Annotated in this window: 15 protein-coding genes and 1 tRNA gene; 15 read left to right on the top strand and 1 reads right to left on the bottom strand. The window is 58.4% G+C overall.

The annotated features are described in order from the left end of the window. Positions 1-84: 84 nt before the first annotated feature. The 6 genes from GOV53_RS17710 to GOV53_RS17685 all read left to right on the top strand — a co-directional run bounded on the left by GOV53_RS17710 (position 85) and on the right by GOV53_RS17685 (position 6782). Positions 85-1239, top strand: a complete 1155-nt coding sequence (locus GOV53_RS17710; RefSeq protein WP_170468854.1) for an aromatic ring-hydroxylating oxygenase subunit alpha — start codon at positions 85-87, stop codon at positions 1237-1239. Between the two features lie 60 nt (positions 1240-1299). Further along, on the top strand, positions 1300-1539 hold the full coding sequence (locus GOV53_RS17705; protein ID WP_170468851.1) for a hypothetical protein: 240 nt from the start codon (positions 1300-1302) through the stop codon (positions 1537-1539). A gap of 110 nt (positions 1540-1649) precedes the next feature. Beyond that, complete coding sequence (locus GOV53_RS17700; RefSeq protein WP_170468848.1) at positions 1650-4070, top strand: GcvT family protein; 2421 nt, start codon at positions 1650-1652, stop codon at positions 4068-4070. A gap of 102 nt (positions 4071-4172) precedes the next feature. Beyond that, positions 4173-5642: a flavin-containing monooxygenase gene (locus tag GOV53_RS17695; RefSeq protein ID WP_170468843.1), complete on the top strand. Its 1470-nt coding sequence runs from the start codon at positions 4173-4175 to the stop codon at positions 5640-5642. 4 nt (positions 5643-5646) lie between these two features. After that, the gene (locus GOV53_RS17690) at positions 5647-6621 is read left to right on the top strand and encodes an alpha/beta fold hydrolase (protein ID WP_170468839.1); all 975 of its coding nucleotides are present in this window, start codon (positions 5647-5649) and stop codon (positions 6619-6621) included. A gap of 84 nt (positions 6622-6705) precedes the next feature. Next, a tRNA-Met gene (locus GOV53_RS17685) sits at positions 6706-6782 on the top strand. Between the two features lie 117 nt (positions 6783-6899). Here the strand turns inward: GOV53_RS17685 and GOV53_RS17680 are convergent. Continuing rightward, positions 6900-7796, bottom strand: a complete 897-nt coding sequence (locus GOV53_RS17680) for a LysR substrate-binding domain-containing protein (protein ID WP_170468837.1) — start codon at positions 7794-7796, stop codon at positions 6900-6902. A 116-nt stretch (positions 7797-7912) separates the two neighbouring features. Between GOV53_RS17680 and GOV53_RS17675 the strand changes: the two genes are divergently transcribed. The 9 genes from GOV53_RS17675 to GOV53_RS17635 all read left to right on the top strand — a co-directional run bounded on the left by GOV53_RS17675 (position 7913) and on the right by GOV53_RS17635 (position 17622). Next, positions 7913-9004, top strand: coding sequence for an aromatic ring-hydroxylating oxygenase subunit alpha (locus GOV53_RS17675; protein ID WP_170468834.1), 1092 nt, complete (start codon positions 7913-7915; stop codon positions 9002-9004). Next, positions 9001-9729, top strand: coding sequence for a class II aldolase/adducin family protein (locus GOV53_RS17670; protein WP_170468831.1), 729 nt, complete (start codon positions 9001-9003; stop codon positions 9727-9729). The genes GOV53_RS17675 and GOV53_RS17670 overlap by 4 nt, the downstream gene beginning before the upstream one ends. Continuing rightward, positions 9726-10373, top strand: coding sequence for an enoyl-CoA hydratase/isomerase family protein (locus GOV53_RS17665; protein ID WP_170468828.1), 648 nt, complete (start codon positions 9726-9728; stop codon positions 10371-10373). The genes GOV53_RS17670 and GOV53_RS17665 overlap by 4 nt, the downstream gene beginning before the upstream one ends. After that, on the top strand, positions 10370-11521 hold the full coding sequence (locus GOV53_RS17660; protein ID WP_170468825.1) for a CaiB/BaiF CoA transferase family protein: 1152 nt from the start codon (positions 10370-10372) through the stop codon (positions 11519-11521). The genes GOV53_RS17665 and GOV53_RS17660 overlap by 4 nt, the downstream gene beginning before the upstream one ends. Positions 11522-11555: 34 nt before the next feature. Continuing rightward, on the top strand, positions 11556-12425 hold the full coding sequence (locus GOV53_RS17655; protein WP_170468822.1) for an alpha/beta fold hydrolase: 870 nt from the start codon (positions 11556-11558) through the stop codon (positions 12423-12425). Positions 12426-12602: 177 nt separating this feature from the next. Beyond that, positions 12603-13742, top strand: a complete 1140-nt coding sequence (locus tag GOV53_RS17650) for a LacI family DNA-binding transcriptional regulator (RefSeq protein ID WP_254439324.1) — start codon at positions 12603-12605, stop codon at positions 13740-13742. A gap of 18 nt (positions 13743-13760) precedes the next feature. After that, positions 13761-15116, top strand: a complete 1356-nt coding sequence (locus GOV53_RS17645) for an ABC transporter substrate-binding protein (RefSeq protein ID WP_170468819.1) — start codon at positions 13761-13763, stop codon at positions 15114-15116. 65 nt (positions 15117-15181) lie between these two features. Continuing rightward, positions 15182-16414, top strand: a complete 1233-nt coding sequence (locus tag GOV53_RS17640) for a carbohydrate ABC transporter permease (protein WP_170468818.1) — start codon at positions 15182-15184, stop codon at positions 16412-16414. Next, on the top strand, positions 16414-17622 hold the full coding sequence (locus GOV53_RS17635; RefSeq protein WP_170468815.1) for a carbohydrate ABC transporter permease: 1209 nt from the start codon (positions 16414-16416) through the stop codon (positions 17620-17622). The genes GOV53_RS17640 and GOV53_RS17635 overlap by 1 nt, the downstream gene beginning before the upstream one ends. The last annotated feature ends 2 nt before the right edge of the window (positions 17623-17624 follow it).

Here is a 17624-nt window from a genome sequence, read left to right as displayed (position 1 = left end):
GATGAGCTTTTCTGATATTGAGGCATTAAGATACGATCCGCCAAAAGGAACAGGACGCATCCAGCAAAACCTCAGGAGAGCCCGATGAACAAGCATAGCGCGCTGTCTTCCGTTCTGGCCGATGTAAACGTCGCGAACGGCCTGCCTAATGAACACTATATCGACCCGGCTGTTTTCGGCGAGGAAAAACGCTCTGTGCTTTATGCCAACTGGTCCGGGATCGGATTTGGCAAGGACGTCCCGGAAGAAGGTGATGCAAAGCCGGTCGACTTTCTGGGAATGCCCCTGCTGATCGTTCGCGACAAGGATGGCGAGGTCGGGGTTTTCCAGAACACCTGCCGTCACCGCGGGATGATTCTGGTGGACACGCCGCGCAAGATCGGCGGCGCGATCCGCTGCCCGTACCACAGCTGGTGCTACAGCCTGAAAGGTGAACTGCGCGCAACCCCGCACGTCGGCGGTCCGGGTCAGAACAAGCACGATGACGTCAAACGTGAGGATCTGGGCCTTGTACGCGTGCGCTCGTATGTCTGGCGCGACGTGATCTTTGTGAATGTCGACGGCAGCGCGCCCGAGTTTGAAGAGGTCCACGGTGCCTTGCTGGAACGCTGGAAAGAGTTTGAACAACCCGTCTTTCATGGCGGTGAGACGTCCTCATTCAAGCTTGAAGTCAAAACCAACTGGAAACTGGCGGTCGAGAACTACTGCGAAAGTTACCACCTGCCTTGGGTGCATCCCGGCCTGAACAGCTATTCCCGGCTGGAAGATCACTACAACATCGAAGCGCGGGGCCACTACTCTGGTCAGGGCACGCTGGTTTATCGCCAGCTGACGGATCAGGACGGCGCGACCTTTCCAGATTTTGACGGTCTCAGCGACAAGTGGAACGAAGGCGCGGAGTACATTGCGGTTTACCCGAACGTTCTGTTGGGTGTTCAGCGGGACCATGCCTTTGCAATTGTGTTAGAACCCGTAGATCAGGAAAACACTGTCGAACACATTGAGCTCTATTACGCGAAAAGCGTGGAAGACACGCCGCAACACGACGGGCTGCGAGCGTCAAACGCTCAGCTGTGGAAGACCGTTTTCGAAGAAGACGTCTTTGTGGTCGAAGGCATGCAGAAGGGTCGTCACGGGATGCTGTTTGATGGCGGACGATTCTCGCCCGCGATGGACGGACCGACGCATAACTTCCACCATTGGGTCGCGACGCAGGTCGAAAACGGCCGCGCGGAGTAACCCTTTTGGATCGGCCTGCTATGTTATGGCAGGCCGATTTCCCGGTGCAAGTGGACGCCCATGAACAAACAGGAACTGGATCGCCTTTTGCTGGACGCGCATGATCGAAACGATCCTGCCGATCTGATCCGTTTTTACACTATGGCCGCGGACGAGCGTGAAGCGGCGCAAGATATCGATGCGGCTTGCTTCTACCTGACCCATGCCTTTGTTTTCGCACTGGAATCCGGCGCGCCTGAGGCGGATGCACTGAACCAACGACTGGTCGCGTATGGTCGGGCGCATAAGCTGGAATTCTGAGATTAGCCTCGGATTAAAACCGCTCAACCCAACATGAAATTTATGTCCGTTGTCGGTGACGCCGCGATAGGGGCACATGACCGCGGGACCAACTTTGATACGGCAGGCTCATGAAAACGAATGCACAGGCAGTGGTGATTGGCGGCGGGGTGATCGGGTGTTCGATCCTCTATCATTTGACCAAACTGGGATGGTCGGATGTGGTGTTGCTGGAACGGGATGAGCTGACGTCAGGCTCGACCTGGCATGCGGCAGCGAACATCCACGGGCTGCATGACAGCACCAATATCAGCCGCATCCAGCACTATACGATGAACCTGTACAAAGAGCTTGAGGCCGAAACGGGCCAAAGCTGTGGCGTGTTCCAACCCGGATCACTGTATCTGGCCCAGACGGAAGAGCGTGAGCATCAGCTGAAGCTGCAGGCCGCCAAGGCCAAGCTCTATGGCATGAATTTCTATGAGATCAGCATCGAAGAGGCGCAGCGCCTGAACCCGCTGGTCAATTATGACGGCATTCGCTGCGTGATGTACGAACCCGATGGCGGCAACGTGGACCCTTCGGGTGTGACCAATGCCTATGCGGTGGGCGCTCGGCAGCGCGGGGCCCAGATCTATCGGTTCACCCCGGTCACCGCGACGGACCAGCAAAAGGACGGCACCTGGATCGTACGGACGCCCAAAGGTGAAATCCGCACCCCTTGGGTCGTGAACGCCGCAGGCCTGTGGGGGCGCGAGGTGGCCAAGCTGGCCGGCATCGAATTGCCCCTGCAGCCGACCGAACACCAGTATTTTGTCACTGAAACCATAGCCGATGTCGAAGCACACGGCACCCGCCTGCCCTCGGTCAGTGATCGCGATGGCGAGTACTACCTGCGTCAGGAAGGCCAAGGACTGCTGGTTGGAGCCTATGAAAAAGAAATGAAGTTCTGGGCCGAAGAAGGCACGCCTCTGGACTTTGCGCATGATCTGTTCCCCGACGATCTGGAGCGGATCGAAGAGAACATGATGAACGCCATCGAACGCCTGCCCGCCGTGGGTGAGGCAGGGATCAAGCGCGTTATCAACGGCCCGATGATTTGGTCCCCAGACTCCAACGTTCTGATGGGCCCGGTGCCCGAGGTTGATGGGTATTTCTGCTGCAACGGCATCATCCCCGGCTTCTCACAATCCGGCGGCATGGGCCTGATGGCGGCGCAGTGGATCATCGAAGGTGAGACGCAGTACGATATGTTCGCGTGGGACATGGCCCGCTTCGACAGCTGGGCGACCAAGGAATTCACCATGGCCCGCGTGCAGGATCAGTATGCCCACCGGTTCGCCATCCACTTCCCAAACGAAGAACGCAGCGCCGGACGCCCCGCGCGGACGCGCCCGATCTATCAGACGCAGGCCACGATGGGCGCCGTTTTCGGCCTGAACGCGGGGTGGGAGCACCCTTTGTGGTTCGCGGACACGCCAGGTGCCACCGACACCAATGGCTTTACGCGCCAGAATTGGTGGGGGCCAGTGGGTGACGAATGCCGCATGCTGCGCGAACGTGCGGGTATCATCGATATCTCAAACTTCGCGAAATACGTCTGCAAGGGTCCGCGGGCCGAAGAGTGGCTAAACGCCGTGTTTGCCAACACCATGCCCAAGGCGGTTGGGCGATCTTGTCTAACGCCTCTGATCTCGAAACGCGGGGGCATTGCCGGGGACTTTACCGTGACCCGTGTGGCCGAGGACGAATTCTGGATCATCGGCTCGGGCATGGCCGAGCGTTATCACAAGCGGTTCTTCAAACAGATTCCCCTGCCCGAAGGCACGACGTTTGAAAGCCGTACCGAAGCAGTGTGCGGGTTCAACATCGCTGGCCCCAAATCGCGCGAGATCCTGCAGCGTCTGACCAACACCTCGCTCGCCACCGAAGATTTCCCATTCATGCGTTCGGCCAAAATCGAACTGGCCGGGATTGAGGTGCTGGCCCTGCGCGTCTCGTTCACGGGCGATCTGGGCTGGGAGGTGCATTGCGCGACCGAGGATCAGGCGCGCCTGTATGACGCTTTGGTCCAAGCGGGTCGCGAGTTTGGTGCCGGTTCGGTGGGCAGCCGCGCGCTGATGTCCCTGCGCGTTGAAAAAGGCTATGGCTCGTGGAGCCGCGAATACAGCCCGGAATACTGGCCGCATGAGGTTGGATTGGATCGCTTGTGCAAGTTCGGCAAAGATTTCCTGAACAAAGAAGCAGCCGAAGCGGTCCTAGCCAACCCTGCCCGCGAACAGCTTGTCCTTTTGCATCTGGACGAAGGCGATACCGCTGCTTCAAACGCTGACGCAACTGGTGGCGAGCCGATCTTCAAAGATGGTCAGGGGATCGGTCGCGTAACCTCGGGCGCTTATGGCTATTCGGTCGGCATGTCGCTGGCACTTGGCTACGTGGCAGGTGCCAAACCCGGCGATGCGGTCGAAGTGATGGTGCTGGGACGGCCACACAAAGCGACCATCCTGCACGAGCCGCCCTTTGATCCGAAAGGGGAAATCCTGCGCGGCTGATAGAACGGTGAACAGCACCTGACCTTACGAGAGGCTGTTCACACCACCCTCCGCACCTATAGTCTGGCCCAAGCCAACGGTCGTTTTGGGAGGGACGGTCGCATGGAGCATCACACTGACATGCTGATCGTCGGCGCGGGCTTTTCCGGGCTGACGATGGCAATCGAAGCGCGCGAACGCGGCATCCGCGACATCGCGATCCTTGAAAAAGCCGACGATATCGGTGGGACATGGCGCGAAAACACCTATCCCGGCGTCGCCTGCGATATCCCCTCGCACCTTTATTCCATGGCCACGCATCTGAACCCGGATTGGAGCCGCGCCTATGCCGGAGGCGCAGAGATTCAGGCCTACCTCCAAAAGATATGCCGTGACGAGGGCCTTTATGATCTCTGCCATTTTGGCCAGAAACTGAAAGCCGCCCGCTGGGATGGTGAACGATGGCAAGTCGTCACCGAAGATGGGCAGCGTTGGTCTGCGCGATTTCTGGTCTCGGCAATAGGGGCCCTGCACGTGCTCAGCATTCCGAACATTCCGGGCGCTGACAGCTTTCCGGGGCCGCGCTTTCACTCTGCCGAGTGGGACCACTCGGTTTCATTGTCGGGGAAACGGGTCGCTGTCGTCGGGACGGGCGCGTCTGCGGTCCAGTTTGTTCCGGAGATCGCCAAAACCGCCGCCCATGTCACTGTCTTTCAGCGAAGTGCCCCCTATGTCCTGCCCCGGCCCGATGGTCCCATCGCACCCTGGCTGCGCCGACTCTATCATCGCATCCCGCTGCTGCCCCGGATACGCCGCAAACTGATCTACATGACGTTCGAATTCCGCCATCGCGTTTTCCGAGGCGAGCCGAGAATGGTGCGCTTTGCCATGAAGATGTGGCGGCGATCGCTGGAAAACGCGATCGCCGACCCGGAATTGCGCGCACAACTGACCCCAGACTACCAGATCGGCTGCAAACGCATCCTCAGCTCGAACGATTGGTATCCAGCGTTGGCGCGGGACAACGTTTCTTTGATCCCGCAGGGCGTGGCATCGATTGAGGGCGATGAGGTTATCTTGGCCGATGGCACCCGCACGCAGGCCGATGTTCTGGTCTGGGGCACAGGCTTTCACGTCACTGATATTATCGAGAATCTGGACATCACAGGGTCAAACGACCTGACCCTGAGGCAGGCATGGTCGGAAGGGATGCAGGCGCATCTGGGTACTGCCATTGCGGGTTTTCCAAATTTCTTCATCTTGCTTGGGCCGCATACCGGGCTTGGCCACAACTCGGTCGTTCTGATGATCGAGGCGCAGGTTCGCCATATCGGCCGGGTTCTGGATCAGATGCAGCGAGACGGGGTGCAGGCCATAACGCCAAGGCCAGAGAAACAGGCTGCGTTCGAACAGGAAATGAAGGACCGACACCTGAACAGTGTATGGCAGGTTGGCGGGTGCACGTCGTGGTATCAGGACGCGCAAGGACGAAATACGACGCTTTGGCCCGGCACCGTTTCCGAGTATGAAAAGCGTATGGCGCAATCCGGGTTGGAGCACTATCTTCCGGTCCCACCTTCAGGCGGAGCTTGATGAAATGACCACTTTCCTCGTTATCGTCCTGCTGATTGCCGGCTTCTTTGTCGGCATGAACCTGTGGACCCGACGACTGACCCGACAGGGGTTGGATCGTGTCCCAAAGCTTGGCCAGATTGTCCCCGTTCAGGGCGGCAGCATCCACTATGTCGAAAAGGGTGATCCGTCCAATCAGTCCATCGTCATGATCCACGGGCTCGCGGGACAGCTGCAGCATTTCACCTATGCCATTATGGACCTATTGGCCGACGACTATCACGTGATCGCGGTTGATCGGCCCGGATGCGGCTATTCCACACGCGATGCCGCCGATTTGGGTCAATTGCCCGCGCAGGCGCGCATGATTCAGGAGTTTTTGGATACCAAAGGCATTACAAATGCCGTTCTGGTCGGCCATTCGCTTGGCGGGGCCGTATCCTTGGCCATGGCGCTGGATCACCCCGGGAAGACAAAAGCGCTCGCCCTGCTGGCACCGCTGACCCAAAAGCTGCCAGAGACCCCTCAGGTGTTCAAACCGCTGGAAATCCGCACCGAGTGGCTGCGTGGCTTTATTGGAAACACGATTGCCGTGCCAATTTCAGCCAAAACCGCCCCACATGCACTGAGCGCTGTGTTTGACCCGGAACAACCGCCCGAAGACTTTCTGGACCGCGCAGGCGGAGCCCTGGGCCTGCGCCCCTCGGCCTTCATTACGGCATCTCAGGATGTTGTCGGAGTGGACGTCAGCATTGCCGCACAGGTTGCCCGCTACGGCGACCTCTCGGTGCACGGGGGTATCCTGTATGGCGCGCAGGACGCGATCCTATCACCCTCGGCCAATGGTGACCCGATGACCCGGTTCGGACTGAGCAACGAAAAGATCGAGGGCCTGGGGCATATGATCCCCATCACCGCACCTGACGCGTGCGCCGCCTTCATTCGCAGAATGGCCGAGCACGCAGGAAGCCCCCCCAATTCCGCGACCAAGACGGTCTGAGCGAAGGATGAAAATAATCCTGCTTTGTAGTTGTTTTCCCCCTTGACCCTCTCGGGCCCCTCGCTTAAATCGCCTCTCACTCATGGCGGAGTAGCTCAGTTGGTTAGAGCAGCGGAATCATAATCCGCGTGTCGGGGGTTCAAGTCCCTCCTCCGCTACCAAAACCCCCAACCAAAATCCAAAAGTTCTTGCGGTCGCATCCTTGCCCCAAAGTTGCTGCCTGAGCCGGTTGGGAAAGCGAACAACCCGGTTCGCACCTCAGCAAAAATTGCGATGGCTCAACGTGGCAGACCTGCTTCTTCGACGATCCAATCCCTGAAAGCCTTTAGCTGCGGCTGATCCAAGGCACCTTTCGGATAGACAAGGTGGTACGACCTTGACGGTTTGAAATCGCTGGCAAACGGTCGGATCAGTTGCCCAGAATGCAACTCGCCCTCGATCAGCGGCAAAAGCCCGAGTGATACGCCCTGCCCCGACAAAACTGCCCTGAGCAACACACTGGAATCGTCAATAACGACTCCCGGAAGGTGACCACCGGTTTCAACGCCATTCGCCTCGAACCATTCCAACCAGTCGAACTGATCCTTCCAGTGCAGCAGCGGCAGATTCAACAGGTCTGCAGGCTCGGCCGGAGGCGACTTTCCCGCCAGCATTGTCGGAGCGACAACCGGCGAGGTGCGGAACCGGAGCAGTGCCTCAGATACCAACCCAGGCCAACGCCCGTCGCCCCATGCCAGCATCATATCTGTCAACCCGTCCGAGAATTCCACTCCGCCGGGGCTGTATTGCAGGTGTAGCCCGGTCTCTGGAAATCTTTGCCAAAAACTGAAGAGCCGCCTCGACAACCATTGCGAGCCAATCAGCGCACCCACCCCAACCGTGATCGACGTTCGATTGGCGGTCTGGCGCACGTCCTGCACGGCCTTGTCCAGCCGCGCAAAGACTGTATCGCAGGCTTCCGCGAACTGCTGACCGGCTTCATTCAACGTCACCGATTGAGCGTTACGATCAAACAATGAGCAGCCCAGATGGGCCTCAAGCGATTTCACCTGCGAACTGACAGCCGTTGGCGTCACGCCTAATTCGGCGGCGGCCCGTTTAAAGTTTCCAAAGCGGGCAGCAACGGCAAAAACGCGAACGGCCCCAAGCGGAGGTTGATGTATATAGTCGGTCATCCACAGGCCAACTTGAAATTACCCTAGGTTCGAAAATTCTTTACCTATGCAGAACCATCAGAGCAAGGCAGACTAATGCTCGGCAGCGAAAAGAACGCGACTTTGTGGGGGAACAGATGCCAGGTGATACACCACTGCAGGCCCAGTATTATACCCAGCCGGATTGGTTCGAGATCGACAAAGAAAGGATCTTCTTCCGCACTTGGCAATGCGTGTGCCACGTATCCGAAATCGCCGACCCGGGCGACTTTAAAACGTTCACAATCGTAGACGAGGATATCTTTGTCATTCGCGAACCGGATGGCGGAATAAATGCGTTTTACAACATCTGCCGCCACCGTGGTCACCCGCTGGTCGAGGGAACCGGCAAAGGAAAAAGAGTGCTGGTTTGCCCCTACCATGCCTGGACTTACGAAGTTAACGGACGATTGCGACGCGCGCCGGGCTCGGTTGAGAGTGACGGGCTGACCTGCGATCAGATCAACTTGCGCAAGATTAGGGTCGAGGAATTCTGCGGCTTTGTCTTTGTCAATCTGGATGAGAACGCCAACGCCATGGCCCCGGATTTAGAAGAATACAAGCAAAACCTGCTGAGCTTTCACCCCGACCCGACCCAGCTGAAGTTTGTGTGCGAGACCGAGATTGCACATGACAGCAACTGGAAGCTCTCGGTCGAGAATTACAACGAATGCTACCACTGCCCGACCGTACACGCGAGTTCGCTGACCCATGGCGTGCTCGAAATGGACGGGTACACCACCGTGCCGCGCGGCAAGACCATATGGCATGATGGTAAGGCGCAAACGAAAAACGAAAAACAGTATGACTACGACCTTACGGCCAGCCCGCGCGCGGATGACTATGGTGCCTACTGGATCTTCCCCAACGTTTCGATGTGCTGCTATCCGGGGGGCTATTTCACCATCCGGCAATTCCTGCCTGTTGCCTGGAACAAGACGATCTACCGCTATCGTTGGTTCTCGAGCGGTGATATCGCGGACGAGGATGTGATCACCCTGATGCACAAACACAAGGAAACCACGGGCGCCGAAGACGAGGTCGTGGTATCGAAGATTCAGAAAGGAATGCAAAGCCGCGCATTCGAGCCCGGACCTTATGTTATCGGCGACGGATGCGGCGCGATGAGCGAAGTAGGCCTGCGCCATTTCCACAATCTTTATCGTGATGCGTTGGGAGAGACAGGATGAGCAACCTGATCCGCCAGGATTTGGCCGCGCTCTATCGTCTGGCTCATCACTACGGCTGGACCGACCTGACATCGACCCATATCTCAGCGCGCCTGCCGGACGATCCTGACCATTATCTCTTGAACTCGCATGACCTGATGTTCGACGAAATCACGGCCTCGAACCTGACGCGCATGTCTTTTGACGGACGCGCGGTGGACGACAAGCCAGGCAGCGGAAAGATCGTAAACCTGGCTGGGCACATTATCCATTCAGGCATCCTTTCGGCGCGACCCGACGTGAATTACATCATCCACAGCCATACTCGTGCAGGTGTCGCCGTTTCCGCCATGCCCGATGGGTTGTTGCCGCTGTCCCAGCATGCCGGTTTTGTGTTGGGCACTCTGTCGAGCCATCCATATCAGGACTCGACCGCAGTCGAGGATGAAGGGGCCCTTCTGGCTCGCGACTTGGGCAGCGACTTCGCAATGCTCCTCCAAAACCACGGCCTGCTTGTGGTCGGACGCACAGCAGCCGAAGCATTTATCTACCATTATTACCTTGAAATGGCATGTAAAATTCAGGTCAACATCCTTGCCGCAACCGACAAGCCGATCCGAATAACCGACGACGCGATGAGCGCCCTGCACGATTGGGGGTCTCCGGCAAACGGACCGCATGGCGACGTCCAATGGCCAGCGCTGATCCGGATGCTTGACCGGACGGCGGCGGAGTACCGGTCATGAGTGGCGACGATCTGATTCTGACCCAAACGGAAGGGGCCTGCCTTACGGTCACCATCAACCGGCCCGAAAAAGCCAACTCGCTGACGCCTGAGATGCTGGTCGTGCTAACCCGCATCTTTCAAGACGCCGCCCACAATGAACAACTGCGCGCAGTAGTCATAACAGGCGCGGGTGGGCGCGTGTTCTGTGCAGGCGCGGACCTGAATACGCTTTATGAGGAAACGGACGGGCCAGACCTCTGGGAGGACATGGCGCGGGCGCTGCACGCAATTCCGGTGATAACTATGGCCGCTGTCAATGGACCTTGCATGGGGGGCGGGCTTACGTTGGCGTTGGGGTGCGACATCCGCGTTTGCATTCCTGAGGCGCGGTTTTCTTATCCGGTACTCAAGAACAATGTGCTGCCCGGCCAATATGATGTGGACCGGCTGCAAGCGCTTGTCGGTCCGGGACGTTCTGCTGCAATCCTGTTGGGAGGCGACACAGTCAGTGCACGGGATGCCCTCGCGTGGGGGCTGGTGGACTACATGGTTGCCAACGACTCTCTGGAGGAAATCTGTCGCACCTTGTGCGCAACAGCGCTGGCCGCAAGCAATACACATCTGAAAACGCTCAAGGCCATGCTCGGGAGGAATGAACGATGAAAGGCATCCGCGTCGTCGACATGACGTCTGTTTTATCCGGACCATTCTGCACCTGGCTGCTGGCCAGCATGGGTGCCGACGTTATCAAGGTGGAAAACCCGGCCGGAGATCTCGCCCGCACCACTCCGCCGTTTGAAGACGACATCAGCCTCTACTTTGCATCCCTGAACCGCAACAAGCGCTCGGTCAGGCTGGACCTGAAAACCGACCAAGGCAAAGAGGCTCTGCATAAACTACTGGCAACGGCAGACGTGTTCGTCGAAAACATGCGTCCGGGCGTGCGTGATCGCCTTGGATGCAGCGATACCGATCTGAAACGGATCAACCCTCGCCTCGTCTCTGCCTCGATCAGCGGCTTTGGCCAGACGGGCAGTCTTTCGCATCGGCCTGCCTATGACATCGTTGTGCAGGCCATGAGTGGTATGATGAGCATCAATGGTGAATTGGGCGGCCAGCCGACACGCGTTGGATTTTCGGTCGGCGACATCTCGGCGGCGTTGTTCACCACCATCGGCATTCTTCAGCGCCTTTATGAACGCGACGCAAAGGGGGCGAGCGATACCAGCCATCTGGACGTGTCCATGCTGGCCTGCCAGTGGGTGTGTCTGGAAAACGCCTTTGCCCGATACCTGAACGCAGGGATCGTGCCAGGGCCGATCGGGTCGCGCCACCCGTCCATGACACCCTTTGAACCCTATCCAACCGCGGACCGCGACATTGTCATCGGCCTGGGTAGCGACAAGGACTGGCCGCGGTTCTGCAAAGCCATCGGGTATGAAGAGCTATTGGATGACACGCGGTTTCAGGGGAACGAGGCGCGGCTGGCCAATCGTGACGCACTGGACGACGTTCTGAGCGCACATTTGAAACAGCGCACGGCAGCCCATTGGACTCAGATTCTCATCGACAATGCCATTCCCTGTTCGATGGTGGAAAACATCCAAACCATCGCAGAAAATCCCATTTCCGAAGAATACGCCGCATTTTCAACGGTGCACACCAACGGTCGCGACATGCGGTTTGTCCGCAACCCGATTGCCGACCCCACCCTCCAGGAAAGCCCAGCCCCAGAGCTTGGCCAACATACTGGCGAGGTTCTGGCTGAATTGGGCTATGATGCCGAGGCGATCGCGGCTTTGACCCGCTAACAACTACTTCTTGCGATTCCGACAGGACCCCCAAATGGCCGAATTCCAAACCGCCGACGGCATCACACTGTTTTATGAAGAAACCGGCACTGGTGAGCCGATCGTTTTCGTTCACGAATTCGGCGGCGATTACCGCAGTTGGCATCGCCAAATTCCGGTTCTGTCGCAATCCTTTCGCTGTATCACTTATTGCGCCCGCGGGTTTCTGCCTTCGGCGGTTCCTTCGGAGCGCGATCAATACGGGCAGCGCCAGTCCACCAACGACCTCTTGGCATTGGCAGACCATCTTGGGCTTGAGACAGCGCACTTTGTCGGCACCTCAATGGGCAGCTTCACAAGTTTGGACTTTTCGTTGAATCACCCAGATCGGGTCACAAGCCTGACTTTGGTGGGCAACAGCTCTGGCCCGCGCGATCCGGCCGAACAGGCCAGCTATCGCAGCAACTGGATCGGGCACGAAATCCGCTTGCGCGAGGAACGCGGCGGGGATGGCGCGGTCGAGGTTCTTGAAGACGACCCGGCTTATCAGTCTTTCATTAAAGACGACCCCGAAGGTTGGGAGGTTTACGCCAGCAATCTGCGCGGGCAGTCGGCCGAAGGGGCAGCCCACGTTCTATCTACCCTGCACTGGAACAGACGTTCTCTGTTTGAGGACACTGCGCGACTTCAGGCGTTTGACAAACCGGTTATGCTGATCACCGGGGACGACGATTACTACTTGGTCGCAGAAACGAACGCATTTTTGCAAAAAACGCTTCCGAACGTCAGATGGCACCGTTTTCCGGCCACCGGTCATCTGGTCAACATTGAACGCGCCGCGGAGTTCAACCGCCAGCTACTGGCTTTTGCAAGCGCATCGGGAAAAACACCCTTGCCGACCAATAGCGCCAGAACGGACGCTTGAAACAACGCATCCGGGTCACTTGTCCCAGAAAAGCCTCTGGTAACCACGCTGGCCTTTCCAAGTTTGCACTGAATAGATCCAACTCTTGCTGACAATTTGTGCAAGATAGCGGCCGGCTGCTGCAAATTTCTAAACTTTTTCGTTGCCGAAACCGGTTTCGGAGCAAACTAATATGACATGATGACGAATCCAAGACCGCAAAAGCGACAATCATCGCTTCGGCAAACCCCGGCTTCGGGGCGCGTTAAGCTGGACCAGCTTGCGGACATTCTTGGGCTTTCAAAAAGCACCGTCTCGCGGGCCTTGAACGGGTACTCGGACATCTCGGACACCACCAGGAAGCGGGTCGAAGCAACTGCGCGGAAAATGGGGTATCGCCCCCTCAGCCACGCGCAGGCGATCCGAACCGGCCGGGTTCGCGCGATTGCGATGGTTATCAACAGCTGGGAACCGGACCGGAACAACCCGTTCCTTCAGGACTTTCTTGCAGGTGCCTGCGAGGCTGCCAGCACCTCTGACTGGACAATGACAATCTCGACTGCAAAGTCCGAAAAGGACATGCTGGACGTGTTGGGACGGCTGGTCGAGGAACGTAAAGCGGATGGGTTCATCCTGCCCCGAACCGAGGTCGACGATGCGCGCGTCCATTATTTGCGCGACTTGAAAGTTCCCTTCATTCTTTATGGCCGCACCGGATACGGCGAAACGGACCCGCAGGACGATATCTCGTGGTTTGATATTTCGGGTGAAACAGCAACCGAGAATGCCGTGACCCGCCTGGCCCATCTTGGGCACCACCGCATCGCGTATATCGGCAGCGATCCCAAGTTCAACTATAGCCGCCTGCGCCGCGACGGATACTTGCAGGGGCTGCAGGCCGCGGGTCTGACAATGGACCCGGACCTGGTACGCGAAGGCGCGCGAACACGCGAGGAAGGTGCTGCCGAAGCCAGGGCCTTGATGCAGTTGCCCAGCCCACCAACGGCAATTGTCTGTGCCACCGATCTGGCGGCGCTGGGATGTTATCCTGTCTGCACCGAGCTGGGTTTGGAGATCGGGCATGACGTGTCTATCGTGGGGTATGACGGCATTCCCGAATGCCAATACGTAAATCCGGGACTGACAACGTTCAGCGTGGATTCGAGACGCGCCGGAGAGCGCCTGGCCACACTTCTGATCCGCCAAACCCGAGGTGAAGAGCCCGCAACCCTGCGCGAACTTAGCAACGCCGTGCTTATCGCACGCGAATCCGACGGGCCACCCCGGCTGACACCCGAGGCACTGGCGCGAAAAATCAACCTAATCCAACGATCATAACCGGGGAGGAAACCGACTATGAAACTCACACCTAAAGCATCGCGCTTGATGCTGGGCACATCGCTGGCGCTGGTGCTGGCTGCCGTGTCTGCGCAGGCGGACACAATCCGTTTCTGGACCACCGAGGAACAGCCCGAACGTCTGGCGAAGCAGCAAGAGATGGCCGACCAGTTCAAGGCCGAAACCGGTACCACGGTTGAGGTGATCCCGGTTACAGAAACCGATCTGGGCACGCGCGCCACCGCTGCTTTTGCTGCTGGTGACCTGCCGGATGTGGTTTACCACCCGCTGCAATACGCCCTGCCCTGGGCCGAAGCCGGTATCCTGGACACCGAAGCGGCCTCTGAGGTGATCGAAGAACTGGGTGCCGATACGTTTGCACCGGGCGCGCTGGGTATGGCGGCGTTCAACGGTGAAACGGCCTCTGTTCCGGTCGACGGCTGGACCCAGATGGTGGTCTATCGCAAAGACTTGTTCGACGAAGCCGGTCTGGAAGCACCCGACAGCTTTGCCGACATTCAGGCCGCGTTGGAAGCACTGCACAACCCGCCAGAGATGTATGGCTTTGTCTCGGCCACCAAGGTGGACGAAAACTTCATGAGCCAGGTTTTGGAACATGTTTTCCTGGCCAATGGCGTTTCGCCCGTTGGTCCCGACGGGTTCCAACCGTTGGACGAAGCCAAGACCACCGAGGTTCTGGATTTCTACAAAGCGATCTCCAAGGCGTCTCCTCCGGGTGAACTGTTCTGGAAGCAATCGCGCGAGCTGTATTTTGACGGCAAGGCCGCGATGATCATTTGGTCGCCCTTCATTCTGGATGAACTGGCCGGTCTGCGGGACAGTGCTCCGCCAACCATCAATGACGACCCGACCTCACGCGATCTGGCCAGCAAAACCGGCATCGTAACCAAACTGTCCGGCCCGTCGAACCCCGATGGCGCGGCATGGGGTGACGTCCGTTACTTTGGCATCACAAACGACGCGGACACCGATGCGGCGATGGAATTCGTGAAGTTCGCGATGGATGACGGCTATACCCAGACGCTGGCGATTGCGCCCGAGGGCAAATTCCCAGTGCGTCGCGGCAATGCGGACAATCCGACTGCGTTCTCTGAGGCCTGGTCCGAACTGCCCGTAGGCGTCGACCGCAAGGCACCGCTGGGTGAGCTGTACGAACAGTCTATGATCGACGAGATCGTCGGCGGCCTGGACGTCGCTCAGCGTTGGGGCGTGGCCGAAGGTCAGCTGGCACTGGCATCGAAGATGATCAACAGCCAGGCGATCAACCGCGTCGTCCGTCAGTATATCGATGATGAGATTGACGCCGCCGCAGCCGTTGCGGCGATGAATGAAGAACTCGCCAAGGTCGAGTAACGCCACCACTCACTGGCATCTGCAGCGGCGGTCGCGCCGCTGCACCCAACCCTTCGAGGTACCCCATGACTTCGGCCACCCCACCGACCGGAACCGGGGCGTTAGCCAAACGCGAGGCGCGTCTGGCCTGGGCGCTGCTGGCTCCGACCATTATCAGTGTGTCGCTGGTTGTGATCCTGCCCCTTCTGGCGATCATCTGGATCAGCTTCAAACCCTTTACCCTATCTGACCTGCGCCCGCCGGCCCCGGTTGTACGCGAAAGTTTGCGAGGATCTGGCGACGATCTGCGGATCGAATACCGCCTGCGCAATTCCAGTCAGGAAATCGCCATTGACGGCGTGACACTGACCGATGTCTTGCCGGACGGCGTTAACGCCGGTGAGATCATCGAACCCTGTGTTCTGGACGGGCAAGAGCTGTTCTGTGACTTTGGCACGCTGGAAGGCGGTCAACGCGAACGTATCCGGGTTCCTGTCACCATCGACGGCGACCCTGACGCTTTCGAAGATGCTGTGGAAGGGTCCGAACCGCGTGTCACCGGCAGCGGGTCCAGCGTTCTGACCAACTTTGAATTCAGCCTTGAAAACTATGCCCGCGTGTTTGACGGGGATGAGTTCTGGGGCGTCCTGTGGGTCACGCTGTTCTACACGGTCTTCGGCACGATCGGCGCGCTGGTCATGGGCCTGTTCGCCGCGCTTCTTCTAAACAAGAGCTTCAAGGGCCAGGGCTTTATCCGAGGTCTGTACCTGTTCCCCTACGTCGCCCCCGTGATCGCCGTTGCCTTCACCTGGGTCACGCTGTTCGATCCTTTCTCGGGCTCGGCCAACGCATTGCTGGTGCAGATGGGCCTGAGCAGCGAGCCGATCAACTTCTTCGGCGAACGTCCTTTGGCGCTGATCATGGTCACCGTGTTCGAAATCTGGCGGTATTTCCCGCTGTCGTTCCTGTTCATTCTGGCGCGGATGCAGTCCATCGACTCCAGCATGTACGAGGCGGCGGACATGGACGGGGCCTCACCGTTCCAGAAGTTCTGGTTACTGAGCATCCCGCAGCTTTTGGGCATCCTGTCGGTGCTGTTCCTGCTGCGCTTTATCTGGACGTTCAACAAGTTCGACGACATCTTCCTGCTGACCGGCGGCAATGCGGGCACGCGCACGCTGACCGTGAATGTCTATGAACAGGCTTTCGCAATCTCGAACATCGGCGCGGGTGCGGCCGTCGCCGTCGTGATCCTGATGTGTCTGATTGCCTTCAGCTTCGTCTTCTTCCGCTTCATCAGCCGAGAGGAGGGTCTGTGATGCGCAAAGGGTATATAACTGGCCCGGTTCTGGGCGCATTGTGGATGGTGGTGATCGCAACCACTGCGGCCATCACCATGTCTTTCTCAACCGGCGATGCGTTCCGTCCGCAGGTTTTGCTGAGCCTGATCTGGGGCGCATTGGCGGGCCTTGTCTACGTCCGTTTCCCAGAACAACGTGCGCCTGCGCGACTGGGCATCTCGGCCCTGTTAGGCCTGTCCGGCCTGAGCGGATTTGGGCCCGTACTGATCGGCTCTGACACGTCTTTGCAGGCCGTGCTGGTCACGGTCATCGCGATTGCCGTCGTTATGCATCTGTCGATGGCCGCGATCCTGAAAGAAACCCCGTTCGGCGAGCTGACGCGCCACGAATATGAGGACGCGGTCATCCGGTTCTGCACCGGTTTCGGCTACATCTTTTTCACGGCGATCGTGGTCATCCCCTTCTACGTGATGGTCATGACCAGCCTGAAATCCCAACAGGCGCTGTTACAGAACCCGTTGGATTTCTCGGTCGACCTGTCTCAGGGCACGGCCCTGTTCCGCAGCTATACCGAGCTGTTCCAGGATTTCAATTTCGGCACCTACCTTTGGACCTCCTTCTATGTCTCGGTCCTGACCGTGTTCATCACGCTGCTGTTCAGCGTCCCCGGTGCCTATGCCGTGGCTCGGTTCCGGTTTCAGGGGCAAAAGGCGTTCTCACGTTCGATCCTGCTGATCTACATGGTGCCGATGATCGTTCTGGCGCTGCCGATCTACATTGCATTCTCGGTAACGGGCCTGCGCAACTCGATCCTCGGCATCGTGATGATCTACCCGGTCACCACGATCCCCGTCGCGCTGTACATGCTGCAAGGATACTTCCGCGGTCTGCCAACCGAGGTGGAAGAGGCCGGGCTAATGGACGGACTGTCCCGTCTGGCAGTGATCTGGAAGATCACCCTGCCGCTGAGCCTGCCGGCGCTGGCGTCGGTGTCGCTCTATGTCTTCATGATCGCCTGGAATGAATTCCTGCTGGCCTTCATGCTGCTGGACGATCCGTCGAAGTTCACCCTGACCCGAGGGGTCACGATGCTGAACTCCTCAGAAATTCCCCGTCAGCACCTGATGGCCGGTGCGGTGATCGCCACCGTTCCGATCATGGCGCTGTTCCTGGGGCTTGAACGTTTCATGACCAAAGGCCTCACAGCGGGGTCTGTCAAAGGATGACA

The organism is Ruegeria arenilitoris (genome assembly GCF_013035315.1).
GTDB lineage: Bacteria > Pseudomonadota > Alphaproteobacteria > Rhodobacterales > Rhodobacteraceae > Ruegeria > Ruegeria arenilitoris_D.
The sequence above is the reverse complement of the archived record's forward strand: the minus strand, read 5'-3'. Positions and strand labels throughout refer to the sequence as shown.